The sequence below is a fragment of the Mesorhizobium sp. B2-4-15 genome (genome assembly GCF_006658505.1).
In the GTDB taxonomy this organism is placed as follows: domain Bacteria; phylum Pseudomonadota; class Alphaproteobacteria; order Rhizobiales; family Rhizobiaceae; genus Mesorhizobium.
In genome coordinates this window covers 1-24,179 of sequence record NZ_VFUZ01000011.1, presented here as the reverse complement: position 1 = coordinate 24,179, position 24,179 = coordinate 1, and the positions used below count along the sequence as shown (strand labels likewise).

At 62.9% G+C, this 24,179-nt stretch carries 24 protein-coding genes; 10 read left to right on the top strand and 14 right to left on the bottom strand.

The annotated features are described in order from the left end of the window. The first annotated feature begins 92 nt into the window (after window positions 1-92). The gene (locus FJ930_RS14880) at window positions 93-1,121 is read left to right on the top strand and encodes a CapA family protein (RefSeq protein ID WP_141838620.1); all 1,029 of its coding nucleotides are present in this window, start codon (window positions 93-95) and stop codon (window positions 1,119-1,121) included. A gap of 209 nt (window positions 1,122-1,330) precedes the next feature. Here FJ930_RS14880 and FJ930_RS14875 read toward each other — a convergent pair whose 3' ends face one another. Continuing rightward, complete coding sequence (locus tag FJ930_RS14875) at window positions 1,331-1,825, bottom strand: DUF2314 domain-containing protein (RefSeq protein ID WP_141838619.1); 495 nt, start codon at window positions 1,823-1,825, stop codon at window positions 1,331-1,333. Window positions 1,826-2,276: 451 nt separating this feature from the next. On the opposite strand from FJ930_RS14875, the gene FJ930_RS14870 reads away from it, so the two are divergent. The 3 genes from FJ930_RS14870 to FJ930_RS14860 all read left to right on the top strand — a co-directional run bounded on the left by FJ930_RS14870 (window position 2,277) and on the right by FJ930_RS14860 (window position 4,986). After that, window positions 2,277-2,519: a DUF1344 domain-containing protein gene (locus tag FJ930_RS14870; protein WP_141838617.1), complete on the top strand. Its 243-nt coding sequence runs from the start codon at window positions 2,277-2,279 to the stop codon at window positions 2,517-2,519. Between the two features lie 203 nt (window positions 2,520-2,722). Continuing rightward, window positions 2,723-4,348, top strand: coding sequence for an FAD-binding oxidoreductase (locus tag FJ930_RS14865; protein ID WP_141838616.1), 1,626 nt, complete (start codon window positions 2,723-2,725; stop codon window positions 4,346-4,348). A 14-nt stretch (window positions 4,349-4,362) separates the two neighbouring features. Continuing rightward, the gene (locus FJ930_RS14860; protein ID WP_141838614.1) at window positions 4,363-4,986 is read left to right on the top strand and encodes a hypothetical protein; all 624 of its coding nucleotides are present in this window, start codon (window positions 4,363-4,365) and stop codon (window positions 4,984-4,986) included. A gap of 45 nt (window positions 4,987-5,031) precedes the next feature. Here FJ930_RS14860 and FJ930_RS14855 read toward each other — a convergent pair whose 3' ends face one another. Continuing rightward, on the bottom strand, window positions 5,032-5,553 hold the full coding sequence (locus FJ930_RS14855) for a hypothetical protein (RefSeq protein ID WP_140692237.1): 522 nt from the start codon (window positions 5,551-5,553) through the stop codon (window positions 5,032-5,034). A gap of 308 nt (window positions 5,554-5,861) precedes the next feature. On the opposite strand from FJ930_RS14855, the gene FJ930_RS14850 reads away from it, so the two are divergent. Beyond that, the gene (locus FJ930_RS14850; protein ID WP_141838612.1) at window positions 5,862-6,533 is read left to right on the top strand and encodes a hypothetical protein; all 672 of its coding nucleotides are present in this window, start codon (window positions 5,862-5,864) and stop codon (window positions 6,531-6,533) included. On the opposite strand, the gene FJ930_RS14845 is transcribed toward FJ930_RS14850, so the two are convergent. Together FJ930_RS14845 and FJ930_RS14840 are read right to left on the bottom strand one after the other, a co-directional pair. After that, on the bottom strand, window positions 6,527-7,657 hold the full coding sequence (locus tag FJ930_RS14845; RefSeq protein ID WP_140745404.1) for a hypothetical protein: 1,131 nt from the start codon (window positions 7,655-7,657) through the stop codon (window positions 6,527-6,529). The genes FJ930_RS14850 and FJ930_RS14845 overlap by 7 nt on opposite strands. 6 nt (window positions 7,658-7,663) lie before the next feature. Beyond that, window positions 7,664-8,098, bottom strand: coding sequence for a hypothetical protein (locus FJ930_RS14840; RefSeq protein WP_141838611.1), 435 nt, complete (start codon window positions 8,096-8,098; stop codon window positions 7,664-7,666). 711 nt (window positions 8,099-8,809) lie between these two features. On the opposite strand from FJ930_RS14840, the gene FJ930_RS14835 reads away from it, so the two are divergent. Further along, window positions 8,810-9,748: a diacylglycerol kinase family protein gene (locus FJ930_RS14835; RefSeq protein WP_141838609.1), complete on the top strand. Its 939-nt coding sequence runs from the start codon at window positions 8,810-8,812 to the stop codon at window positions 9,746-9,748. 377 nt (window positions 9,749-10,125) lie between these two features. Here FJ930_RS14835 and FJ930_RS14830 read toward each other — a convergent pair whose 3' ends face one another. From FJ930_RS14830 to FJ930_RS14820, 3 genes are read right to left on the bottom strand one after another with little or no spacing between them, the layout of a single operon-like run. Continuing rightward, complete coding sequence (locus FJ930_RS14830; protein ID WP_141838607.1) at window positions 10,126-11,043, bottom strand: NAD(P)-dependent oxidoreductase; 918 nt, start codon at window positions 11,041-11,043, stop codon at window positions 10,126-10,128. After that, window positions 11,040-12,254, bottom strand: coding sequence for a mandelate racemase/muconate lactonizing enzyme family protein (locus tag FJ930_RS14825; protein WP_141838606.1), 1,215 nt, complete (start codon window positions 12,252-12,254; stop codon window positions 11,040-11,042). Before FJ930_RS14825 ends, FJ930_RS14830 begins: the two co-directional genes overlap by 4 nt. Next, window positions 12,251-13,867: a GMC family oxidoreductase N-terminal domain-containing protein gene (locus tag FJ930_RS14820; RefSeq protein ID WP_141838604.1), complete on the bottom strand. Its 1,617-nt coding sequence runs from the start codon at window positions 13,865-13,867 to the stop codon at window positions 12,251-12,253. The genes FJ930_RS14825 and FJ930_RS14820 overlap by 4 nt, the downstream gene beginning before the upstream one ends. A gap of 259 nt (window positions 13,868-14,126) precedes the next feature. Between FJ930_RS14820 and FJ930_RS14815 the strand changes: the two genes are divergently transcribed. Both FJ930_RS14815 and FJ930_RS14810 read left to right on the top strand, forming a co-directional pair. Then, entirely contained in the window at window positions 14,127-15,068 is a 942-nt protein-coding gene (locus FJ930_RS14815; protein WP_141838602.1) for a phosphoribosylaminoimidazolesuccinocarboxamide synthase, read from the top strand. Between the two features lie 146 nt (window positions 15,069-15,214). Then, complete coding sequence (locus FJ930_RS14810; protein WP_140749756.1) at window positions 15,215-15,610, top strand: acyl-CoA thioesterase; 396 nt, start codon at window positions 15,215-15,217, stop codon at window positions 15,608-15,610. Between the two features lie 489 nt (window positions 15,611-16,099). Here the strand turns inward: FJ930_RS14810 and FJ930_RS14800 are convergent, their stop codons facing one another. Further along, entirely contained in the window at window positions 16,100-16,468 is a 369-nt protein-coding gene (locus FJ930_RS14800; protein ID WP_172349001.1) for a helix-turn-helix domain-containing protein, read from the bottom strand. Between the two features lie 91 nt (window positions 16,469-16,559). Here FJ930_RS14800 and FJ930_RS14795 point away from each other — a divergent pair, with 91 nt between their 5' ends. Beyond that, window positions 16,560-17,165, top strand: a complete 606-nt coding sequence (locus tag FJ930_RS14795) for an NADPH-dependent FMN reductase (RefSeq protein ID WP_141838600.1) — start codon at window positions 16,560-16,562, stop codon at window positions 17,163-17,165. A 104-nt stretch (window positions 17,166-17,269) separates the two neighbouring features. Here FJ930_RS14795 and FJ930_RS30485 read toward each other — a convergent pair whose 3' ends face one another. After that, on the bottom strand, window positions 17,270-17,707 hold the full coding sequence (locus FJ930_RS30485; RefSeq protein ID WP_246676920.1) for a hypothetical protein: 438 nt from the start codon (window positions 17,705-17,707) through the stop codon (window positions 17,270-17,272). 126 nt (window positions 17,708-17,833) lie between these two features. Between FJ930_RS30485 and FJ930_RS14780 the strand changes: the two genes are divergently transcribed. Next, window positions 17,834-18,712, top strand: a complete 879-nt coding sequence (locus FJ930_RS14780) for a DMT family transporter (protein WP_141838845.1) — start codon at window positions 17,834-17,836, stop codon at window positions 18,710-18,712. 101 nt (window positions 18,713-18,813) lie between these two features. Here FJ930_RS14780 and FJ930_RS14775 read toward each other — a convergent pair whose 3' ends face one another. From FJ930_RS14775 to FJ930_RS14755, 5 genes are all read right to left on the bottom strand, one after another. Next, a complete protein-coding gene (locus FJ930_RS14775) occupies window positions 18,814-20,124 on the bottom strand; it encodes a hemolysin family protein (protein WP_141838599.1) in 1,311 nt (436 codons plus the stop codon). Window positions 20,125-20,357: 233 nt separating this feature from the next. After that, a complete protein-coding gene (locus tag FJ930_RS14770; protein WP_141838597.1) occupies window positions 20,358-21,065 on the bottom strand; it encodes an LssY C-terminal domain-containing protein in 708 nt (235 codons plus the stop codon). A gap of 177 nt (window positions 21,066-21,242) precedes the next feature. Then, complete coding sequence (locus FJ930_RS14765) at window positions 21,243-22,049, bottom strand: extensin family protein (RefSeq protein WP_141838596.1); 807 nt, start codon at window positions 22,047-22,049, stop codon at window positions 21,243-21,245. A gap of 199 nt (window positions 22,050-22,248) precedes the next feature. Beyond that, window positions 22,249-23,286, bottom strand: a complete 1,038-nt coding sequence (locus FJ930_RS14760) for an extensin family protein (RefSeq protein ID WP_246676925.1) — start codon at window positions 23,284-23,286, stop codon at window positions 22,249-22,251. A 198-nt stretch (window positions 23,287-23,484) separates the two neighbouring features. After that, window positions 23,485-23,910 (bottom strand): DUF3775 domain-containing protein, encoded by a 426-nt coding sequence (locus FJ930_RS14755; protein ID WP_141838592.1) that lies wholly within the window; start codon window positions 23,908-23,910, stop codon window positions 23,485-23,487. Between the last annotated feature and the right edge of the window lie 269 nt (window positions 23,911-24,179).

Here is a 24,179-nt window from a genome sequence, read left to right as displayed (position 1 = left end):
GTCAGGGCCGCCGCGCTGTCCACATCGTTGAGCGTCGACGGCTTCAAACCGCTCGCTGGAAAGTCTAAACAAGGCAAACGATTGGGCATTGCGTGTCGAACTATCCGCTCTCCTACAAGCTGTCCTGGCTGCCGCGATTCCTGAAACCGTCGCTCGGCGGCGACGCCAGCGGGTTTGCGCCGATGGCAGGGACGTTGATGGAGCCGCCGCCGGAGCGGACGGTGCGGCTTGCCTTCATCGGCGACATCTCGGCGGTGGCCAACGGCAGCACACCCGACTACGATCCGGCGATCAAGGCGCTGCTTGGCGCCGCCGATCTGGTGATCGGCAATTGCGAAAGCCCGGTCGTGGACAGGCCGAGTGCCGTGCTGGGGACAAAGCTCGGCACGCATCATGCCATGAGCGAACGGTTTCTGGCCGCGGCGCTGGCGGCGGCCGGTATCGAGCGTGAAAAGCTCGTGCTGTCGCTGGCCAACAATCATGTCCTCGACCAGGGCGTCGCCGGTTTCGAGGAGACAGTGGCGGCGCTGAAGCGGCTCGGCATCCGCACCATCGGCCTGGCCGCCGACGGCCTGGTGCAGGCTGTCAAAGCCGGACCGTTGAGTGTCGGCTTCGCCGCCTTCACGCTGTGGCGCAATGCCGACGAGCGCCTGTTTGCCGGGCGCGTGTCGATGGACAGCGACCCGACGGGCTGGTCACGCGATCGTCTCGACCTTCTCTGCGCGATCCCGCATTGGGACTGGGAGTTCCGGCATTTTCCGCGCTCCGCGACGCGGGCATTGGCCAGATGCCTGGCCGGGCAGGGCGTCGGGGTGATCGCCGGCCATCACGCCCATGTGGTTCAGCCGGTGCAGCGGATCGGCGGGACGGTCGTCGCCTATGGGCTCGGTGATTTCCTCGGCACCGCTTTCGCCCGCCAACCCTGGCCGGGTCGCGTTGGCGGGATTTTCGCCGTCGACGTCAGCGCGGATGAAGGGACGCGTGGTGCCATTGCATCCTACCGGCTGCATCCCTTTGTGCGGCTGCGGGACGGAGATCATGAACGGCTGGTGCCGGTCGAGGCGTTGGCAGGTGCGATGAGGGGAAAGGTTGAGGGGCGGTTGAGGGCGGTCTTTCCATAGTGCTGCAACTGAAGACCGGGCTATTTGCCTATCGCCCAGGTGGGTGGGCGCCAGCGTTTGCCCGAAAGGCGCGGCCTCGCGGCGCATGGTAGGTGCGAGGCATCCTTGAATCTCTTCGTCACGCGTCGAGACTGCATCCTCCGCAGCCTTGATGAATGCGGTTACCCAGTTCGGCACTATGATGCGCGTCAAGACGGAAGCTGGGCGGCTCAGCAGTCGAATCCGTATTTGCCGCGCATATAGTCGACCTCTTCCTTGGACATCTTCTTGAACATCACGCAGACGGTGAAGCTGCCGACCTGGCGGCCATCCCTGGTGTATCCCCAGTCGGAAATATCGTCCCGCGTGAACTCGATGTTCTGGCCGAGCACCACATTATGCACGTGCTCCGGCTGGTTCGCCAATATGCCGACAAAACCCGCCTCGGTGCGGCGAAACGGTATGACCCAGAAGTGCTCGGTGACGTTGCCGTCGCGCACCTGGACCTTCAATTTGAACCTATCCGTGCCGGAGGGAGGCGCTTCCGCCAAGGCCAGGAATTCATCGAGCCTGGCGAGCGCCCGCGCGGTGGCCGCACTCATGTCCGGATCGCCCGGAGCAAAGATGACCGTTTTGTCGTCGCCCGGGTCCGCGCCTTGTGCGCCGGCCAATCCCGGAGCAAACGCCAGCACCAGGGATATCATGGTCCGGACTACGCGTTTCATGGAGGGCCCCTCACCATAGTAACCGCCACCATCCCGCATCCATTTCGGGTTTGCAACCGGCACGCGAGTCTCATCCGCTCAAGGGACATTCGAGCTGATCCCATGAAACAAAATTTGACCTTGTGGGACGCCGCCAGACTGTTTCGTGATCCTGCACCAGACGGATTGCGGCGGCTGCGTGATGCCTGCAACCCGCCAGCCACAATCGGCTAACCGACTCTTTTCGTGGAAAGAAGTGGGCTCATTGGGAAGGCCGAAATATCGGGAAACCACGTCGGCCGGAAGCAATGTGTCAGAATTAAGCCTATGATTTCCTTTGCTAAAATTCACTCAATGTGATTTGCGAGAAGCAGGTCTTCCGTTCCAGTCTCGGCTCGTTCGGTGCCGTCGTTCCCCAAGGCGGCGGCCCTCAAACAGCCGGACGAAACCGAAACAGCACGGAGTGCTATCGATGAAGAAGACCCTCGCAACCACCGCCGCTCTGCTCGCCTTCCTCGGCACGGCCTATGCCGCGACCGTTCAGGGCACCATCCAGGCCGTCGATCCGACGACCAAGTCGATCACCCTCGACGACGGCAAGATCTACCAGTTGTCGCCGGAAGCGGCCGTCGGCAAATTGAAGGTCGGCGCCAAGGTGGCGGTGACCGTCGACGACAAGACCGGCATGGTGACGTCGATCAAGAAGGCTTCTTAGACGTGAACGTCATGCGTCGGCAGACCTGCTGACCTTATCTTTCAGACCCTGCTCCAATGCTGGCCGATTCCCCAGGGGATCGGCCATTTCATATTCTTGGTCACTCACCATCAGGCGATCAGGACGGCGAAACGCCGTTTCGGCAGCGCCGCTATGGTTTTTACCAAAGAGCCGCGCTATCCCTTGGCCAACGGGGGATCTGCATGGCCGAGGAACAGAAGGGGTTTCGCTTGTCGCGGCGCTTGCTGCTCGGTGCCGCGGTGGTCGGCGGCGCGGTGCTTTGGGGCGGCACCACGATGGCGCGGCTGGCGCGCGGGCCCTCGGGGCTGAAGAACGCCGGGCGCATCGCCGATATCGACGGCATCGCCCTGCCGCTGAAGCCGCTGGAGAATACCCCCGTCTTCGATCCTTCGCTGCCCTGGTCGGCCAAGGGCGGCGACATCAACGACGCCAGCGGCCTGTCGAGGACGCCGGTCTATGGCGTCGTCGAGGTGAGTGAGGAAGGCCATGTCGCCAAGGCGCTGGCCTTCGCGCGCGCTAATGGATTGAAGGTCTCTCTGGCCGCAATTCGCCACTCCATGGGCGGACATGCCTTCGACGACAACGCACTGGTGCTCGACCTGCGAAAGTTCGACAAGGTCAGCATCGATGCGGCGGCCAGGACCATGACGGTCCAGCCGGGCGCGCGCTGGCACGATATCCAGAACATGCTGCATCCGCGCTTCGCGGTGAAGGCGATGCAGTCGACCGACATCTTCTCCGTCGGCGGCTCGCTGTCGGTCAACGCGCATGGCATGGACCATCAGGCGGGCTCGGTGGCGCGCTCTATCCGGTCGATGCGCGTGATGCTGGCCGACGGTTCGGTGACCATATGTTCGCCAACGGAGAACATTGACCTGTTCCGTCATGTCGTCGGCGGCTACGGATTGTTCGGCGTGGTGCTGGAGGCGACGCTCGATATCGTCGACAATGCCGTCTACCGGACCTCCCGGCAAATCATCAAATCCGACGATTTTCCGAAGTTCTTTGCCGAGGTGCTGGAGCCGAACAGAGACATCGGCCTGTTCTACGGCCATCTGTCCACGGCACCGGGCAATTTCCTCGAGGACATGATCGTCTATCGCTACGACAAGGTGGCAGAGCAGCCACCGACCGATCAGCCGGCGCTTGGCGAACCGGAAGGGGTAGGCCTGAAGCGGGTGATCATGAATCTGGCAAAATGGGGCAGCGCATTCCAGGAGCTGAAATGGTTCACCGAGAAGACGCTGGAGCCTAGATTCGAGAGCTGCACCGTAGCGCGCACCTCGGCCATGGCGGAAGGCGAGGCCTGCCTCGTCACCCGTAACAATCCGATGCATGATTCGGTGCCGTATCTGTTCAACGATCTGGCTGATGAGACCGACATCCTGCACGAATATTTTATTCCGCGCGCTGCCTATGTCGAGTTCATCGCCGAAGCCCGCGAAATCCTGCGCGACCAGCCGCTGCCGGTGCTCAACGCCTCGGTCCGCGTCGTCCACAAGGAGGATGTGGCGCTGACCTACGCGTCCGAGCCGGCCTATTCGCTGGTGCTCTACATCAATCAGCCGACCGACGCCGACGGCAACGCCAAGATGCGGGCGCTGACGCGGGCGCTGATCGACGTGACGATCAAGCATGGCGGGCGCTTCTTCCTGCCCTACCAGCTGCATTATACGGCCAGGGAATTGCTGGCATCCTATCCCGAACTGCCGGCCTTCCTGGCGGCAAAACGGCAATATGACCCGACGGAACTGTTTTCCTCGACCTTCTACCGTGCCATCAAGGCGCTGAGCAGGGTGGTGTCGTAGGCAGGAGAACAACCATGCGGATGGTATCAGCGGCAGCCCTCATTCTCATCGCGCTGTGCGCTGAACCGGCCGGAGCCGAGGACCTCAAGGCCTTCAGGTTGACCATCGATGGCGTGACGGTCGACATCGATCCCGGCGAAACCGCCGATATGACGCTGCCTGGCGGCAAAAAGAGCAAGGTGACGCTCGAGCGCAACGACTTCGCCACCTTTTCGGGCGGCAGTTTCTCCTTCGTCCATCCGAGCGACATTTCGGTGACCAAGACCGATCTCGGCGAAAACATCACACAGTATCTGATGGCCTCGGCGCTGGGCACGATCGTCGTGGTGCAGGAATACGGCAAGATGAATCCGGTGTCGCTCAACCAGCTCATGCTGCAGGAGATGACCAAGGAATCGGTGCAGGCGGGTGCCGAACTGACACAGCAGCCGACGACGCGCAAGCTCGCCGACGGCAAGGAATTGACCGGCATCCGCGCCGAGGTGAAGACGCGCACGGATACCGCCTATTTCGAGATCGTCGGCTTCGGCCTTGCCGATCAGGGCCTGCTGTTCATCACACGCGTCGCCGGCGAGGACGCGGCCACCGAAAAGCCGCTGATCGACAAGTTCTGGGAGAGTCTGAAGGTGAAGATGTAGGTGCTGACGCACGTCGCGCTGAAACGTGCTTTGGATCCTTGTTGGCTACAGCCCCGTCGGCACCAGGCCGGCCAACCAGTTCACCGAGCGCTTTGCCGCGTCGGCGGTCGCCGAAGCGGCGCGGCCAAGATCTGTCTTGACCACGGCGTAGCCATTCTTGGTGCGATAGAGCGTGCCGGTTCCACCATCGACCACCTGTTCATAGGCGACGGGCCGGGCGGCGGCCGCGTCCATGGCCGTCGTCGGCGAGCCGACCGGGACGCTTGGCCGGTGGCTCAGCTCCGGCGGCAGCGGCCGTTCGGGCGCAACGGTCCGGTTGGCGGGCTTCAGTTCCGGGCGGGACGCCGTAGCGGCCAGTTGCGAGGAGGACGCCGAGCCCTTAGTGCGGCAGATGCCGGACACCAGGGGATAATTGAAATTATGCTGGCGCAGGATCTGGCTCTTCATCGCGGCTTCGCACTCGGCGATGGTCGACCATTTGGCCGGCGTCTCGCCAATATATTCGCAAAGCTTGGCGTCGCAGTCGCAGCCCACAATGGTCATGGCGACAAGGGCGGTCTTGATCAAGGTCTTGTCCCTTCGAGATGCCCCCCGGCAGCCCAGTCAGGTGCATGCCGCGTTCCAGGCGGCATGCGATCCTCCATCGCGCGCGATCAAGGCGGGATTTTGGCCTCGATCGCGGAATGAGTTTGACCGGGTTGAAAATGCTCCGCCGATGCCAAATGTGACAGGCCTCGCCTTGGCTGATTTGTCAGGCCGGAGGCAGCATTCGTCTCGGCAAAATCCCAGGGCGCACCGGTTCAAAATCCCCAGCCTATCTGATTTGAGGCGGAAATAATTCATGATAGTATAGTTTGTCATCAAGAGGATTTTCAATGCCTTCGAAGTGTTGGGCTTGCCAAAGCGATCTTGCCGATGGACAAATATTTTGCAATGAATGTAAAAATTGGCAAGGTTGGAGAAAGTATTTTAACATATCGACGCTCACCTTCTCGCTGATAATTGCGTTCGTGTCTGTTGTGGGCGCTGTCGGACCTGAGATAAAGCTGCTGTTTTTCCCTGGATCATCTAATCTTTCGGTTGCTGGATCGTACATAACCGGACAGGTGAAAAAAGGAGGCGCTTATTTTGGCGATTATACCTTGCAGATCTCGGCGACGAATACTGGAGAGGTAACCACGTCGCTCCGACCAAATCTGATTTGCAAAAACGTTAGCGATTCACAACGTCTGTTGGCTTTCGATGCCATTAGTCCAACAATCGTCGAGGCTGCAAAGTCCACGATTGTCAGCTACAAACGGCGATTTATCGAATTCCATAAAGGTCCGCCGACCGATGTTCAGATCAGCACCACGGGTACTTACAAATGCGATGTAGCTCTCCACCCGCCATCCAAGGTTATCATTGTCAATCACAATGACAACACCGCCGCTGAGCAGCTAAATTTTGCTATCATCTCCATCAATTCAATCGATCCAGACTGCACCATCGAAACTCTCACGGAAGCAACCTTGCAGAAATGTTCTGAAAATATCACCGCTCAGTAGTCGTAGACGTGTTCGAGCCTGGCGCCGGCCTTCATCAGCGCCGGCAGCACCAGATGCAGCTTGCGCACGGCCACGACCATGCCGGTGCGGCGTGTCGAGGGATCCGCCGGGAGCGGATAGCTGAACAGGATGCGCATGCCTTCGGGAACGGCGATCGAGTCCGTGGAAAGCACTGTCACCATGATCTCGTCATTGCCGCCGATCTCGACGAAGGAGACACCCTTGTCGATCAGGCGCGGAATCATGTCGGTGAACACCTGGTAGCGCTTGGTGACGAAGATGGTGCCGTCAGCGCCCATGTCGCGTTCGAGCAAAGTGTCGGGCTCGTTGCGGGTGGCTTCGCCGACCGGACCCCTGGCCCAGACGTGGACGTCGAGGAAGGCCGGATCGGCGGTGGCGGCAAGCGCCTGCTTGATCAGGTCGGCATAGCCCTGCTTGATGGTATCGGCGAGACCGAAGGCAAGCTTGCGTTCGCTGGTGCGGATGGAGCTGTCGCCAGGCGCCGGCTGCACGGCAAACAGGCCGGCGCGCTTTTCGGCATAGGGGAACTGGTACCACGGCACCTGGTCGAGGAAGGCTGCGTAGTCCGCCGCCACCTTGGCCTGGTAGATGTCGGCGGCGGTGCGCTTGGCCGACGTCGCCTCGGTGACGCGGCCGACGGTGTTCTCATAGGCCCACTGGAGGATATGCTCGATCGAGTGGCTGGTGCCGATGATGACCAGCATCTGGTGGTTGGCATAGTTGAACTTGTAGGCGGAACTCGCGCGGATCACCGTGGCGTAGTCCTGCCAGAAGCGGCCGACATAGGACCAATAGGGAAAGCCGCTCGGCTGATCCTTGGCGACGAAGCCGGCATATTCGCGCGCTGCGTAGACGATCGCCCATTCCGGATAGGTGAGGAAAGTCGATTCCTCCGGCCGCTGGTAGCCGGGGATTTCGGCGCGCACCTTTTCGGCCAGCGCCTTGGGCGGCGCGCCATCGGCGATGCCGGGCAAAGGCGACTTGTCGAGCGCCGGGGTGGTCAGGAAGCCATAGGCCAGCCCGGCGATCGGGATCAGGATGACGATGACGATCAGCCAGAGGATCGTCTTGACGAGGCGCTTCAGCCAGCGGAACAGGACCATGGCCGGTCAGGCCGTGGCGAAGTGGTCGTGTATGCGCTTCGACAGCCGGAAGCCGACATAGACGGCGAAGCCGCCGATGACGATGTGCGGCAGGTTGGCGAAGAAGCGGACGGGGAATTCGATGTCGTTGAGGGAACGGAAGCCGTTGATGAAGATGCCAGCATCGAGACAGCCGGAACCGGTGATCAAGCCGAGCACACCGTCGAACAGGTAGACCGAGCCGAACAGCTTGAAATAGAACACCGCCTGGCGGTGCGAGATGAAGGCAGCGGCCAGCGCCCAGGCGCCGGAGAAGGCGTGCAGCACGTCGTCGTACCATTGCAGTGAGAACAGGCCGAACAGATTGCCGTTGGCATCATTGAATGCGGGTATGTAGCCAATGGCGACGACGCCGAAGAACAGAAAGGCGTAGGCAACGGCAAGCTTCTGGATCAGCGTCATGAAGTATCCCCCTTCAACCGACACGGAAGGTTAGCCGATTTTTGGCGTCGGTTGCAGCCCCAACCGGAAACACTGTTAAAATTGTGGAGATAGGCAAAAGACAGTCGGCGCCGGGATTTCTCCCAGCGCCTCCCTGTCAGATCAGGACACGGTCGCGGCAGCAACTTCCGTACAGTCGTCGCGCCATGCCGGCCTTGATTTTGACGGTCCTGCCAGAAGCCGCCCAGGGGCAGCATCCGTTCCAGACCACGCTGGCCTTGGCCCTTGCGGGCTTTACCCTGCGTGCCATCGAAGGTTTTTGCCGTCCTTCATGGCAGCATCGGTCCGCCGTCGGCGTTGGCACGCTTTCCGCGGCCCCGTAGATCTCGGCTTCCGTCCCTCGTACAGGCAAGCCTGTTCTCGATCCGGGCCGTACGGGCCTCAGGAAATCCGCCTTTCACTTTCGCCTTTCGGCTCGATGATCGGTAGCCGCCTGAGATGGGTTGAACTTACGCCGGGTAAGGGTTCTGGGGAATGGTCCCGGGCCTGTGGATAGTGGGATTATCGGGGAGCGTTTGCCACTGGGCCCGGAATTTCGGCCCTGACTGCTTTAGACAGCCTGCCCCTACTTTTTAATGCTCCGATCGAAGGTCCCTCTTGCTCCGCCAATGGGCGCGGGCTTCAATGCCGGCAAAGGATCGAGCACAGCTCGGCGCGCGGGGAGGATGCGCATTGAAAGTTGGGGTGGTTCTCAATCCGATTGCCGGCGGCGGCCGGCTGAAACGGTATTGGCCTGAGGTCACCGCTTCGCTGAAGAAGCACTTTGGCGATTTCGAGATGCGCGAGACGCAGGCCGAGGGGGACGCCGAGCGGCTGGCGATCGATCTGGCGGCAAACGGTTTCGACCTGGTGATCGCGGCCGGCGGCGACGGCACGGCGAGCGAAGTGGCAGACGGGCTGCTGCAGGCCGGCGAGGAGGGCGGGCGGAAGACCGAACTCGGCTTGCTGCCCTGTGGCACCGGCATCGATTTCGCGCGCGGGCTCGGCCTGCCGAAGGAGGTCGATGCGAGCCTCGAGCGGATGGCCGAGGCGAAGGCGAGGGCGGTCGACGCCGGCCGCATCTGCTACATCGACGACCATGGCGCGCTGGCGAGCCGCCATTTCATCAATATCGCCAGCCTCGGCCTGTCCGGCGCCACCGACCGCGCCGTCAATGCCGACAAGCGCAAGGGCAGGATGTCGGCCAAGACGCTGTTCCTCTGGCGCACCGTGGTCGAGTTCGTCCGTTATCGCTTCCAGAATGTCAGGATCACCATCGATGACGGCGCTCCGGTCGAGGCACGCATGGCGCTGGTGGCGGTGGCCAACGGCAAGTTCTTCGGCGGCGGCATGATGATCGCGCCCGACGCCGAACTGACCGACGGGCAGTTCGACATCGTCATCCTGCGCGCGGCGGGCAAGCTGAAGCTGATCTGGGATATCCGCCTGCTCTATGGCGGTCGGCACCGCGACCATCCGGCGATCACCATCCTGCGCGGCAGGAAAGTGGTTGTCGAACCGCTCGGCGATGGGGCAGAGAACGGCGCGCTGGTCGACATAGATGGCGAGTCGCCCGGACGCATACCGGCGACCTTCGAGATCCTGCCCGGCGCCCTGACGCTCAGATATTGAATCAAGGCGTTGCCCGAGGGCAGAGCGTCCCACAACCTCGTCATCCCAGGGCGAAGCAGGAGCGAAGCTCCGTCGCGGAGACCCTGGGATCCATGCCGCGACCTTGGCCGAAGAGTGCGGCGGAGCAGAATTTCGGGCCGTCGCAACGCTTTGAACTCACGGCATGGATCCTATGGTCTGCGCCGCGTCGCTTCGCTCCTTGCTTCGCCATAGGATGACGAAGGGAAGGGTGTTTCCCGCCAATCGCCGAGACATGCAGTCTGATCGAAACTCTCCCGATAAACCAGTCGGGATGTTCTAGCTCTGATTCAAGTTGTTGCGGCCGTGATTCCAGATGCTTGCTCAACGCCTTGATTTCACTCGCTGGTTTGCCGGGATCATATCTCCAGCTTGGCCGGGAAACCGGCCGCGCGCAGGTCCGTACCAACAGCGTCCTCGAGCAGCTTGACGATCTGGGTCGACCAGGCACCGCCGCCATAGGCTTCCTTGCCTTGCTCAAAAATCGCGTTGACGCGCGAGGCCAGCTCGAGCGGCACGCCGAAATCCCTGCCCATGCCGAGCGCGAAGCCAAGGTCCTTCAGCGCCAGATCCATGGTGAAGCCGATATCGTAGGAACCGTTGAGAACGAGCTGGCTTTCGGTCTCATGCACGAAGCTGTTGCCGGAGGAGGCGACGATGGCGTGATAGGACTGGGCAAGGTCGAGCCCGCCTTGCTTGGCCAGCATCAGCGCCTCTCCGGCGGCGACGAGATGGATGAAGGCCAGCATGTTGGTGATCACCTTGATCACCGCCGCCGAGCCAACCGGGCCCATCAGGAAAGACCGCGCGCACATGGCTTCGATTGCAGAGCGATGGCGTTCGTAAAGCCCGGCATCGCCGCCGACCAGCGCGGTGATTTTTCCAGCCGCCGCCAGATGCACGCCGCCGGTGACTGGGCATTCCAAGGTCTCGACACCCTTGGCCGAGGCGAGCGCGGCGAGGCGCACGATCTCGTCACGGCCATTGGTCGACATCTCGATCCAGGTGCCGCCCTTGGGCAAGCCTTCCAGCAATCCGCCGGGGCCGGCCAGCACCGCTTCACTGACCTTGGGCGACGGCAGGCAAGAGATGGCATTGCCGGCCTGCGCCGAGGCCTCGGCTGGGCTGTTCGCCGATGTGGCGCCGAGCGCTACCAGGCGCTCGATCGCCGCGGGGTCGCGGTCGAAGACGGTGACCGCGAAGCCGTTGCGGATGAGGCTGGCGGCAAGGTTGCCGCCGAGATGGCCAAGGCCGACGAAGGCGTAGCTTTCGCTCACGGCATCAATGGCGTCTGCATCATCTGCAGATGCAGGTCCTTGCCGGTGTAGGGATGCGCGTCGCAGACGTCCTCGTTGAGCTCGACGCCGAGGCCGGGCTCCTTCGACGGGATGACGTTGCCGTCCTGCCACTCGATCTTCTTCTTCAGCAGGGTGGCGTGGAAACCATCCCACTGCTTCAGGGATTCGAGAATGAGGAAGTTGGGCAGCGTCACCGCCAGCTGGATGTTGGCGGCACCGACGATCGGTCCGCAATAGCAGTGCGGCGCGATCTGGATGTGATAGGCCTCGGCCATGGCAGCGATCTTCTTGGTTTCGAGAATGCCGCCGGAGCGGCCGAGATCCGGCTGCAGGATGGTCGCCGCGCGGTTCTCTATGACGCGGGCGAATTCGGACTTTGTCGTCAGCCGCTCGCCGGTGGCGATCGGGATGGAGGTGCCGCGAGCGACCTGCGCCATCACTTCGGGCATATCGGGCGGCACCGGCTCCTCGAACCACAGCGGATCATAGGGCTCGATGGCGCGCGCGATGCGCAGCGCGCCCGAAGCGGTGAACTGGCCATGCGTGCCGAACAATATGTCGGCGCGGGTGCCGACCGCCTCGCGGATCGCCTTGATCATGCGGGTGGAGACATCGATGTCGAGCAGGCGCGGCTGGTGGCCGTCGAAGGCGGTATAGGGGCCGGCCGGGTCGAGCTTGACGGCATTGAAGCCCTGCTCGACATATTCGAGCGCGCAGGCCGCCGCCAGATCGGGATCGTTGTAGACATTCTTGCCGTCCGGCGCATCCTCGGAATGAACGCTGCCGGTGTGCGGATAGAGATAGGTGTAGGAGCGCAGCGTCTCATGCACCTGGCCCCCAAGCAATTTGTAGACCGGCTTATTCGCCTCCTTGCCGATAATGTCCCAGCAGGCCATTTCGAGCGCGGAGAAACAGCCCATGCCGGACACGTCGGGGCGCTGGGTGAAGCCCGAGGAATAGGCGCGGCGGAAGAAGTTCTCGACGTCGTGCGGGTCGCGGCCGACCAGATAGCGCTCGGCCATGTCCTCGACCATCCTGGCGGTGACATGGGCCGAGAAGGTGGCGTTGTAGGCCTCGCCGTAACCGACCACGCCGCCATCGGTGGTCAGCTTGACGAAGATGAAATACTTGCCGCCGATGCCGGGCGGTGGGTTGCCGACAACCCAGGTCTTGACGTCGGTGATCTTCATTTGTGGTCCTCCAGAACCAGTTCGGCGCCCTTCCATCCGGTCATGACGGAGGCGGCGTTGGTGTTGCCGGTGATGTTGTCCGGGAAAATCGAGGCGTCGATGACGCGCAGGCCTTCGAGCCCGTGCACCTTAAGCCGCGGATCGACGACGGCGCGCGATGGGTCGGGGCCCATGCGGCAGGTCGAAACCGGGTGATAGACGGTGCCGGAGCGCTTTCTGAAATCCGTGATCAGGTCGGCGTCGGACTGGATCGACGGGCCGGGCAGAACCTCTTCGGCGATGATCTCGGCCATGGCCGGCATCGATGCGATCTTGCGCACGAACTTCACCGCCGCCAGCATTTCCTCGACGTCCGCATTGGTCGAATAGGCGTTGGCGACGATTTTTGGATGATCCAGCGGGTTGCTGGAGCGGATCATGATCTCGCCACGGCTCGACGGGCGGCAGTTGGACAGGCCGATGGAGAAGCCCGGCCAGGGATCCGGGGTCAGGATCGGACGCTCGCCGCTCTTTGGAATAATGGTCGAGAAGGCCTGGAAATAGAGCTGCATATTGGGCCGCATGGCCGCCGGGTCGGTGCGGAAGAAACCACCGCCATGGTTCATCGACAGCGACAACGGGCCGGAACGGGTGAGGATGTATTGCATGCCAACCAGCAGCTTGCCCCACCAGGGACGTAGGATCTGGTTGAGCGTCGGCAGTTTGCCCTTGAACGTGTAGTTGATGCCGACATGGTCCTGCAGATTGGCGCCGACATTCTCGTTGGCCTGAACGACCGGGATGCCCAACTGCTTGAGCAGCGCCAAGGGTCCGATGCCGGAGAGTTGCAAAAGCTGCGGCGAGTTGATCGAGCCGGTGGAAAGAATCACCTCGCGGCCGGCGCGGGCCGTCTTCGTCTGGCCGTACTGAAAATATTCGATGCCGACGGCGCGCTTGCCCTCGAACAGGATGCGGCTTGCCAGCGCGTTGGTCTCGACGCGGACATTGCCGCGCTTCATCGCCGGGCGCAGGAAGGCGCGGGCCGCCGACATGCGGCGGCCGTTCCTGGTCGAGATCTGGTAGACGCCGACGCCTTCCTGGGCCGCGCCATTGAAATCAGGATTGAGCGGCAGACCGGCCTGCTGGCCGGCGGCGAGATAACGCTTGGTCAGCGGGTGGACGGCCTTCGTGGTGTCGGTGATGTGCAGCGGGCCGCCGGTGCCGCGCCATTTGTCGGCGCCGGCCTCATTGTCCTCGATCGCCTTGAAGACCGGCAGCAAATCGTCGTAGCCCCAGCCGGGATTGCCGGCGGCGCGCCAGTCATCGAAATCCTCGCGCGCGCCCCTGATCCAGACCATGGCGTTGATCGAGCTCGAGCCGCCGAGCAGCTTGCCGCGCGGCCAATGGTCGACATTGCCGCCAAGGCCGGGGTCGGGCTCGGGCTTGTAGTTCCAGTTGACCTTGGGGTCGAAGAAGGTCTTGCCGTAGCCCAGCGGCATCTGCACGTAGAAGCGCCGGTCGGTGCCGCCCGCTTCGAGCACCAGCACCGAGAACCGGCCGGAGGCCGACAATTTATCCGCGAGCACCGAACCGGCCGAGCCGGAGCCGACGATAATGAAATCATAAGTCTGCATGATGGAAATAAGCGGCTCCGAAAATCTGGCCGCAGCCTAGACGCGACTGGTCCGCCACGTCGCCGTGCCTTCCGGCATGCGTTGTGAAAAAAGCGACCGCGATGCCGGGGCGAGTTGCGGGGAATACCGACAATCGCGCTTGATATGCATGGGGCCGACAGCTTATGCGATGGAATTATTTTGGCGCATGATTTTTTCCGAAAAGTCTGCAACTTTTCGGAACCATGCCCTGGCCACTCTGCGGAAGGCAGGAAATCAGATGCGGACCCTGTCGGATGCTTTCATTCCCGAACTGCCGGGCCACTACAAGGGCAAGGTCCGCGAGAATTACGACCTGGCCGACGGGCGGCGCATCATCATCGCCACGGACCGCCTCAGTGCCTTCGACCTCATCCTGACCTCGATCCCGTTCAAGGGAGAGATACTCACCCAGACGGCGCGGTACTGGTTCGAGGAAACCGCCGATATCTGCCCGAACCATGTGCTCGAATATCCCGATCCCAATGTCGTCGTCGGCACGCGACTCGATATCCTGCCGGTCGAGATCGTCGTGCGTGGCTACCTGGCCGGAACCACCAGCACCTCGATCCTGACCCGCTACAAGCGCGGCGATCGGGACATGTATGGAATGCGCCTGCCCGACGGCCTGCGCGACAATGAAAAGCTGGCCGAGCCTGTGATCACGCCGACCAGCAAGGCGGCGGATGGCGGCCATGACGAGCCGTTGTCCAGGGCCGAGATCATCGAGCAGGGCCTGCTCACGCAGGCGCAGTGGGATACCGTTTCGAGCTACGCGTTGAAGCTGTTCGCCCGCGGCCAGGCGCGCGCCGCCGAGCGCGGCCTGATCCTGGCCGACACGAAATACGAATTCGGCACCGACAGGAACGGCACCATCATCCTGGCCGACGAAATCCACACGCCCGACAGCAGCCGCTACTGGATCGCGGCGAGTTACGAACAGGCGCTCGCAAGCGGCACGCGGCCGGAGAGCTTCGACAAGGATTTCATCCGCTCGTGGGTGACGGCGCGCTGCGATCCCTACAAGGATCCGATCCCGAAGATTCCCGACGAGATCGTCGAACAGGCCTCCAGGATATACGCGCAGGCCTACGAGGCGATCACGGGCAAGGCATTCGTTCCCGACGTGTCGGGAAATACCGTTCTCGATCGCATCCGCTCGAACCTCGCGCGCTACTTTTAGCCGCCAGGCGAGGTTTTGCCGGGAGTGCGAGAGGCGGTCGCATGGACAAGCGCGATGCAGGCCGTGGCACGATCCCGCCGCGCGTTGACGTGCCTGCGCCGTGACGCTACGGGATCGAGGGCAATCGATCTCAAGGGATTTCTCGCATGGTGCACTACGCGGATGGACGGCCGATCGGAGACCTGACGCTGCGCACGCTCGCCATGCCTTCGGACGCCAATGCGGCCGGCGACATTTTCGGCGGCTGGGTGATGGCGCAGATGGACCTTGCCTGTGGCATCCGCGCCGCCGAGCGCGCCAGGGGGCGCGTGGTGACGGCGGCGGTCAAGGAGATGTCCTTCGCCAAGCCGATGAAGATCGGCGACACGCTGTGCATCTACACCCATGTCGAACGCGTCGGCCGCACCTCGATGACACTCAAGGTCGAGGCCTGGGCGCAGCGCTATCTCTCCGACCTGATGGAAAAGGTGACGCACGCCGATTTCGTCATGGTGGCGCTGGATGGCGAGGGCAAGCCGAAGGCGGTGCCCGCCGAGAATTGACGACAGCCAGTTCTCCCCATACAGGCCGATTGCAACATCGCCCGTGCGGGCGTCGCGCTTCGCGACATTCGACGGTTGCCTTCACGCCTGATTCTGCCGGTGTTGGAGGAGAGACAATGCGTCAACACATGCTGAACGGCTGGCCCGTTGGCAGCCCTTGTCGCTCTGGTCTGCCTGCTCGGCGTAACCACCTATGCCGAAGCCAAAGACGACCTTCCACGCACCGCCTGCTTGCACGGCGGCAAGGGCGTCGGGGTGCCTGCCGCGACATGCGCGATCTGCAGTCCGGCGCCTTGCGGGAACATGGCGCCACGAGCCTCATGATAGCCCTTGGTTTATGACTGGCGTCGTCGGGCTGGCGCGTGCATTGATCAATCTCAAGCGCCATAAGACAGAGCTGCGGGACCTCGTTTAGAGAATTACGGGTTCGCTTGCTGTCCAGCAGCGTCGCTGACCGTGAAACTCCGGATTCCTTGCCGCGCAAGGGTTTCAGCCATGCATGCCGTCGAATTTCTCGCGTGCCGCCCTGACGCGCTGGGTGTTCCTACGCGCCCATTCGCCAAGCGCGCTGACCGGAATCAAGAGTTCGTGGCCGAGTTCGGTCAGTTCGTAATCGACGCGCGGCGGGATGGTCGGGAACACGGTGCGGGTGACGAAACCGTCGCGTTCCAGGCCGCGCAAGGTGGTGGTCAGCATCTTCTGCGAGATGCCGCCGACAGCGGCGCGCAACTCATTGAAACGCAGCGGCCCATCGCCAAGCTTGCCGACCACGAGCACGGTCCATTTGTCGCCGACGCGCTGCAGGATTTCCGAAATGGCGCGGCAGTCTTCGGTGCGGTGCGGGTGCCTCAGTAACAAAAAGGTGCCTCCTTGCGTCGGGAGTTGACGGTATCTCATATAGCGCCGGTATCTAAACGATACCAGCTTTTACCGGAATGGAGAGCCTCCCATGTCAAAACCCAAGATCGCCATCGTCGTCGGTTCGACGCGCGCCGCGCGCTTCGCCGATGTGCCCACCCAATGGATCGCCAAGATCGCCAAGTCGCATGCCGACATCGACGTGGAAGTCGTCGACCTGCGTGACTTCCCGCTGCCTTTCTTCGACGAAGTCGCCTCCTCCGCCTGGGTGCCCTCGACCAACGAGGTGGCGCAGCGCTGGCAGAAGAAGGTCGCCGAGTATGACGGCTTCATCTTCACCGCCGCCGAATACAATCATGGCCCGACGGCGGTGCTGAAGAACGCCATCGACTACGCCGCCAACGAATGGAACAAGAAGCCGGCCGGCTTCGTCGGCTATGGCAGCGTCGGCGGCGCCCGCGCCGTCGAGCAGCTCCGCCTCCATGCCGTCGAACTGCAGATGGCGCCGGTCAAGTCCGCCGTCCATATCGCCTGGGGCGACTTCCTCGCCGTGCGCCAGGGCGAGAAGAAGCTTGAAGATCTCGAGCACCTGAACCAGGCCGCCGCCGCGCTGGTCAACGATGTCGCCTGGTGGGCCAAGGCGCTGAAGAAGGCGCGCGACGCCGAAGTGGTCGACGATGAAATCAAGGCGGCATGATCGCTCTTTGAGATTATCCTCCCAAGGGATGTGGGGCGGCGCTTGCGCCGCCCTTTTTCGTTGGGGCCCCATAAGTGCTGCTCGAGCAAACGTCGCGCTGCCCCTCATCCGGCTGCCGCCACCTTCTCCCCGTATGGTGACGGGGAGAAGGGGCTGACCGCGACCTCGGCTTGATATTCTGCAACGTTTCTGTTTGGCGAAACCATCGATGACAGCGGCCTTCTCCCCGTCACCATACGGGGAGAAGTGCCCGGCAGGGCGATGAGGGGCGGCGCCGAGCCGGCCACGGCAAGGGCCTGGTAACAGGCCGATATCGCGATCCAGTCGGTGTCGGCGGCGGTCACCGCGCGGGCATGGCAGGCGGCGATCATCGCCTGCAGCAGATAGGGGCCGGGTGTCGGTGTCAGGGTCATCGCGCGGTTCAGGCCGTCGAGACCGCGGCGGATCAGCGACCAGTTCCATCGGCTACGGTCCTGGTCGAGTAGCAGGATCGGATCGCCCGCTTTGTCGTGCGGGCCGCGAAGCGTGAGGCGCGCCGGCATCGTTGGACCGCCATATGGTCGGAGCTGCCATCTGGCCCCGCCGCCTTGCCCTGATATGTCAGCTTGCATCCGTCACCTGAGTACGCCCGCGTGAAGTCATCCAGCCTGGCCGGCGCCGTTTCCCCGATGATCCCGGTGCTCGTATGCGCGCTTGGCATCTTCCTCCTGTCCGGCATGGATGCCGCGATGAAGGTGCTGGTCATCGCGGTCGGCGTTTACAATACGGTGCTGTGGCGCAGCATGCTGGCGACCGTGGTCGCGGGCACCGGCTGGTTGGCGGGGCCGCGCTCGCTTCCTGCTCCCTCGGTGCTGAGGCTGCATGCGCTGCGGGCCGCTGTTGTCGGCATCGTCCTTTTGTCCTTCTTCTGGGGGCTTGCCAGGCTGCCGCTGGCGGAGGCGATCGGGCTTAGTTTCGTAGCGCCCCTGTTTGCGCTTCTCCTGGCCGCGCTTTTGCTGGGCGAGCGGATACAGCGGCAGGCGATCTGGGCCTCATTGGCCGGGATAGCGGGCGTCGCAATCATCGTGGCCGGACAGTTCGGGCAGAAAAGCTATGCCGGGGATGCCCTGCTTGGGACTGCCGCGGTGCTCGTATCGACCGTGTTCTACGCCTACAATCTGATCCTTGCGCGGCAACAGGCGCTGGTGGCCAAGCCCATCGAGATCATGCTGTTCCAGAACCTCTGCGTTGCGGTGATCCTTGGCCTTGCCGCGCCCTGGCTCGCCATCGCCCTGCCGGGCAATCTCTGGCTTCCGCTTGCCGGAGTGACGGCACTGTCACTCGCCGGCCAATTCCTGATGAGCTGGGCCTATGCCCGCGCCGAAGCGCAATATCTGATCCCGACGGAATACTCGGCCTTCATCTGGGCGATCGCGCTCGGCTTCCTCTTCTTCGACGAGGCGGTGACCTGGACCACGCTGGGTGGAGCGGGCCTCATCGTGGCCAGTTGCCTGATCGCCACGCGCTCAAACCCCAGACTTGCCGAACCAATCGAAGCCACGGTTTGAGAGAGCGAGTTCCCTCGAGTCGGACGGCTAGCGCAATTTGGCATGCCGCAGGGTCCCTGGTCTGACCCTCGCGGCCATCTCGATCAGCTTGACCTCTGTTGTCAGCGCACCACCTCACGGTGGCCGCTCTGCAGGCGGGTGGCGATCAGCTTGTCGATGCGGCGGCCGTCGAGATCGACCACTTCGAAGCGCCAGCCTTGAGCGTCGACGCATTCGCCGGTCGTTGGCAAATGATGCATGTGTGACAGCACATAGCCGGCGACGGTCTCATAGTCGCGGTTTTCCGGCAGGTCGATGCCGAGGACCTCGGCCATCTCGTCGGCCTGCATGTAGCCGGCGAGCAGCCAGGAGCCGTCGTCGCGCTGGACGGCGTTTTCTTCCTCGCCGGCTTCGAGATCCGAGCGGAAGACGCCGGTGATGGCCTCGAGAATGTCCGCAGGGGTGACGATGCCTTCGAAGTGGCCGTATTCGTCATGCACCAGCGCCATCGGCACGTCGGATTCTTTCAGCTTCTGCAGCACGTCCAGTGCGTCGGCCTGGTCGTGGACGATGGGTGCCGCGCGCACATGTTTGCGCGGATCGAGCGCGCGACCGCCAAGCAGTGCCGCCAGCACGTCGCGGGTCTGCACGACGCCGATCATGGCGTCGACGCTGCCGTCGCCGGCCGGCAGACGTGAATGCTGCGTCTCCATCAAAAGCTTGCGGATCGTGGCATCGTCGGACTGCAGATTGATCCAGTCGACGTCGGTGCGCGGCGACATCACGGCGCGCACGGCGCGGTCACCAAGCCGCATGACGCCGGCGATCATGCGGCGCTCGTCGGATTCGATGGTGCCGTGATGCTCGGCCTCGGCGACCAGCATCTTGATCTCCTCGTCGGTGACCTTCTCCTCGCTTTCGCCGCGCTGGCCGAGCAGCCACAGAACAGCCCGGCCGGAAACGTCGAGCAGGAACACCAATGGCGCCGAAACGGTGGCAAGGATGGTCATCGCGGGCGCCGCGCGGACGGCAACCCGCTCGGGATCGCGCAAGGCGATCTGCTTGGGCACCAGTTCGCCAACAATCAGTGAGAAATAGGTAATGATGGCAACCACGATGCCGACGCCGAGCGGGTCGGCGATGCCTTCGCGGATGCCGGTCGAGGCAAGGAACACCGCCAGTCGATCACCCAGCGTGGCGCCGGAGAAGGCGCCGGAGAGGACACCGACCAGGGTGATGCCGATCTGCACCGAGGACAGGAACTTGCCGGGATTGGAGCCGAGCGCCAGCGCACGGCCGGCGCCGTTGACATTGCGGTCGATCATTGCCTTGAGCCGGGCTGGCCGTGACGAGACAATGGCGAGCTCGGACATTGCCAGAAGGCCGTTCACGCAAATGAGGACGACCACGATAGCGATTTCAACGTATAGCATGAGGGCTCAATAGCATTGCGTTGGGCCGCTCGAAAATAGTCCGCTGTCATTTTTAGACTATGACGCATATCTTTCGGGCGTTGTCTCGCGGCGGCGCCGAAAAGTGTTCGACAAGGGCATCGACTGCAACCCGCACCTTTGGCGTGAGCGCGCGTTACCGGCCAGACGGCGTGCACGACAATGCGCGGGGCCGTCGATTCGCCAAGATCGTGATCACCGCGGCGTGACACGTGTCACCGCAGCTGCTTCAACACGCCGATGATTGCCTTACCGTCGGTGAAGTAGGGATCGCGACCGCCATTGCGGCCGGTCGTGGTGGCGCCGATGCCAGCCAGTTCGCTGGTCGAGATCAACTGGCCGGCGGCACTCAGATCGCCGATGAGAAACTGGCGTTCAGCGTCGATGTCGGGGCTGATGTGATGCGTGATCGCGCCCGTGTCGTGGCTGAGACCGACGCCGCGATCGAAGCTTGCGGCACCCAACCAGAACGGACGGCCGTCATCGCCGACCGTGTCCGTCTGCCAGAGACGGACGTGATGGCGCCGGTCGGCACTGTCGCCGGCCGGCTTTTCGAAAGCGAGCTCCTGGGCGTGGCCTTCGAACAGCAGGCGGCTCATCGGCGCATCGGGATAGGGGCGGGAAAACAGGACACTTTCGCCGATATCGATGGCGGTTCTCAAGGTGACGGCGTCGGCCGTATCCCAGCCGGCGACGGCGAAGGCATGGACCACCTCCTTCTCGGTACCGACAAGACCGACATTGATCGGGTCGCCGGGAATGCCTTGCGGCGTGTGCGTGACCATCTCGAAGGGGTTGTTGCGAAAGCCGCGGTTCCGGAATGTCCAGAATCCCGGCGCGGCGACATAGGCGAGCGCCAGCCAGGCGGCCAGAAAGGCGACCACCCAGATTGCAATGCGTCGCGGAAGGCTTTGCTGGTCCATGTGCCGCCGCCTGAACGTTTCGGCTTCACTTTATGCGGAGTCGTGTTCCGCCGGCAGAGGGTATGGTCGCCAATGCCAAAGCGCGTCGGCTGGAAAGGGATTCCTGCGACGCGATTTGGATTCTTGGTCTTATGCATGTCGTTTTCCCAAACCGAGGTCACTTTTGGGCGACATGCATCAGCGGCAGGCGCGATAGCCGTTCTTGCGGTTCTTGATGTCGAAATGGAAATGGTTGCGGTGGTCGTAGTTGTAGCCGGGGCCGAGCACGGTGGTGAAATACTGGCAGCCGTCGGCACGCACATTGTTGAGGAAGCCGCGCGTGCGGAAGGCGAACAGGCCGGGCTTGCGCACGTCGATGTCATCGCCATTGTTGAGCTCGATGCTCATGACGTCGAGCGCGTTGCCTTTGCCGTGCTCCGACAGCACGCCTTCGCCGGCGATGTTGCGGCAGGAATAGCTCGAGCCCTGGTGGATGGTCTTGACGCCGGAGAAGTAGCGCCAGCGGGCGGAGGGAACCAGTTCGTTCTTCGTCCAGGCGGCGAAGGTGGCGGCCATGTCGCAGGTCAGCGTCGCGGCGGGCTTCATCTCGACGCTGCCGATGGCCGAGACCTTGACCGGATAGTCGATGCCGCACTGGCCTTCATGGATCGGCGCCAGATCGGTATAGGCAACATCGAGGCGTTTCAGCTGCTGGCGGCAGTCTGTCTCGCTGGCCGGCATCTGTTCGGTCGGTGACATCGGGGTATCCATGCGCGGATAGGCGGCCTGGGTCATGTAGGGATTGGACGGGACAAGCCTCTGCATCCCTGAATATTGCGGCACGGCCGCGGTCTGCGAGCCGACATCGACCGCCGGTTCGAGCGACAGCACATTGCCGGTGTTGCAGGCCGAAACCGTAGCCAGCGCAAGGCCGGTGGCCAGCAGCGCCGCAGGTCTGGGTTGGCGCGCTATGGAGAGAAACACGGCGCGAAATTTGCCGGCCATTGGCGGAATCCTGTCCCCGAACCTGATCCTGACCAGGTTCTACCTTTGCCTGACCATGATCTTTTTCCGAAAACCGGTTCCACTTTTCGGGATCATGGCCCGGATATCAGGTATTTTAACGATCAAGGGTAAAGGAAAACTCAGCGGCCACGTTCATGCCTGCGGCTGAATTGCGGCACGTGCGGCTGACAGCCAATGCTCACTGGCAAAACGTGCCGCCATGGCGGCGCGGTTCGAGGTCGAAATGGAAATGCAAGGCGTGGTCCGCGTCGGCGCCGGGTCCAAGCACGGTCTTGAACGGACCGCAGGCGGCCTTGCGCACGGCGTCGAGGAACTTGCCCTCCTTCTCTGGCGGCGTCAGGCCGACCTCGATTGTCCTGCCGTCCGATAGGGTGAAGCTGGCGATGTCGAGCGCGTTGCCGAAAGCGTGCTCCGACAGTTTCCCGGCGCCGTGTCGCGGCCGGCAGACGAAGGCCGATGCCTGGCCGATCGATTTCAGATCGGCGCCGAATTCGGCTTTCGCCGCTGGCTGGACGACCTCAGCGGCAAAACGCGCCGTCGCCTCCGCCATCGGGCAATTGAGCTCGGTGTCGGGGGCAATCGCGATCGACTTGCCGAGTGACTTCAGCACCAGGGGATAGGGGATCGAACAGCCGATTTCGGGATTGCTTTCCGCCTTGTGTTCCTCGAATTCGACGCCGAGCGCCTTCAGCCGCTCCCGGCAGGCAACTTCTTCGGCGGGCATCTTGTCCGCCGGCAGGTCGGCCGAGCGCGGATCGGGAAGCACCTTCTGGTCGCCGGCATCGGCCGGCTTTTGCGGCGGCCGCGGGGCGACGTCGAGCGGCTGGGCCTCGGGCTCCTGGACATCGGGCTTTGGTGTCGGTGTTGGCGCCACGGCGGGCGGCTCCGGCTCGCTTTCCATATTGGCTGGCGGTTCGGGGCGCGCCTGTTTCTTGTAATGGGACGTTTCTTCATTGAACCGATCGGAGCTGCCGCCGCTCTTTGGAGCCTCGGCCTTCTGTTCTTCCGTCTTCGGATTTTCTTCCGTGTTTGGCGTGCCTGCGGGACGTTGCTCCGGCACGGGAACATCGGTGGACGATGGCAGCGGAGGCAGCGGCGTCTGCTGTGCGGGGCCGCGCGTGATCCGTTGCTCGCCCCCCGGTTTCGGCTGCTTGCGCCGCGATTTCCCCCGCGGCTTCAGGGGCTGGTCGACCCGCGGCGTCAGCGGCTGCTCCACTCGCGGTGAAAGCGGCTGGTAACGCCTGTGACGATGTTTGGCGTCGGCCGGGCTCGCCAGCAGAACTGTCGTCGCCATGACCAAGGCGATCCGGTACGGTCGGGAAGAGTGCAGCGTTGCCATCGCTCCGAAACGGCACCGGCATGCCGAAGTTGCGTGCGCGGCCGCTTCGGGCGATCACAATCGGTTACTTCAGCGTTACGCGCCGATCGCTTCCAGCCCCTCTTCCAGCCAGTCGGCAAGCAGCGGCATGCCGAGCAGGTATTTTGCCGTGCGCCTGTTGGGGCGCTCGCGCGCCGCTGTCACGGCATCAGCCCATTCCAAGGGGTCGTAGTCGCCACGCCCGACCCAGGCGAGCGCGATCAGTTCGGCGGCTTCATCGACATTGAGGTCGTTGATCAGTTCGCGCAGTTCCTCTTCGGTCAGGTTTTCCGAGCTTTCCTCGGCAAGGCCGTCATGATGGTGATTGTCGTGCGTATCGCCGTCGAATTCGATCTCGTGTTCGGCACCGTCGGCATAATCCTCGTTGACGGCCGCACTCAGCGCCTTGGCCTTGAGGATGAACAGGCGCACGGTGTCGGGGCCGATCGAGAGTTCCCAGTTCTTCTCAAGCCGTTGCTGCACGGGCCGTCTCCGTGGGCTCAGTCTTCATTCGATCCGCGATGATACCGAATTTGCGCCATCCGTCACCTCATGTTCTCCAGGCCTGCTTTTTCCGGGATGAAACGCGAACCACTTGGCGTTAGTGTTCTATTCTCACCCCTCCAGGAGGCTTCGATGCATAAAAGAGTGCTGATCCAGGCGGCGAGCGCGCTAATCGCTCTGCAGTTCCTTGCCGTTCCGGCGTTCGCCGCGGGCGGCGACAGTTCGGGCGGTGGCGGTGGGGGTGGCGG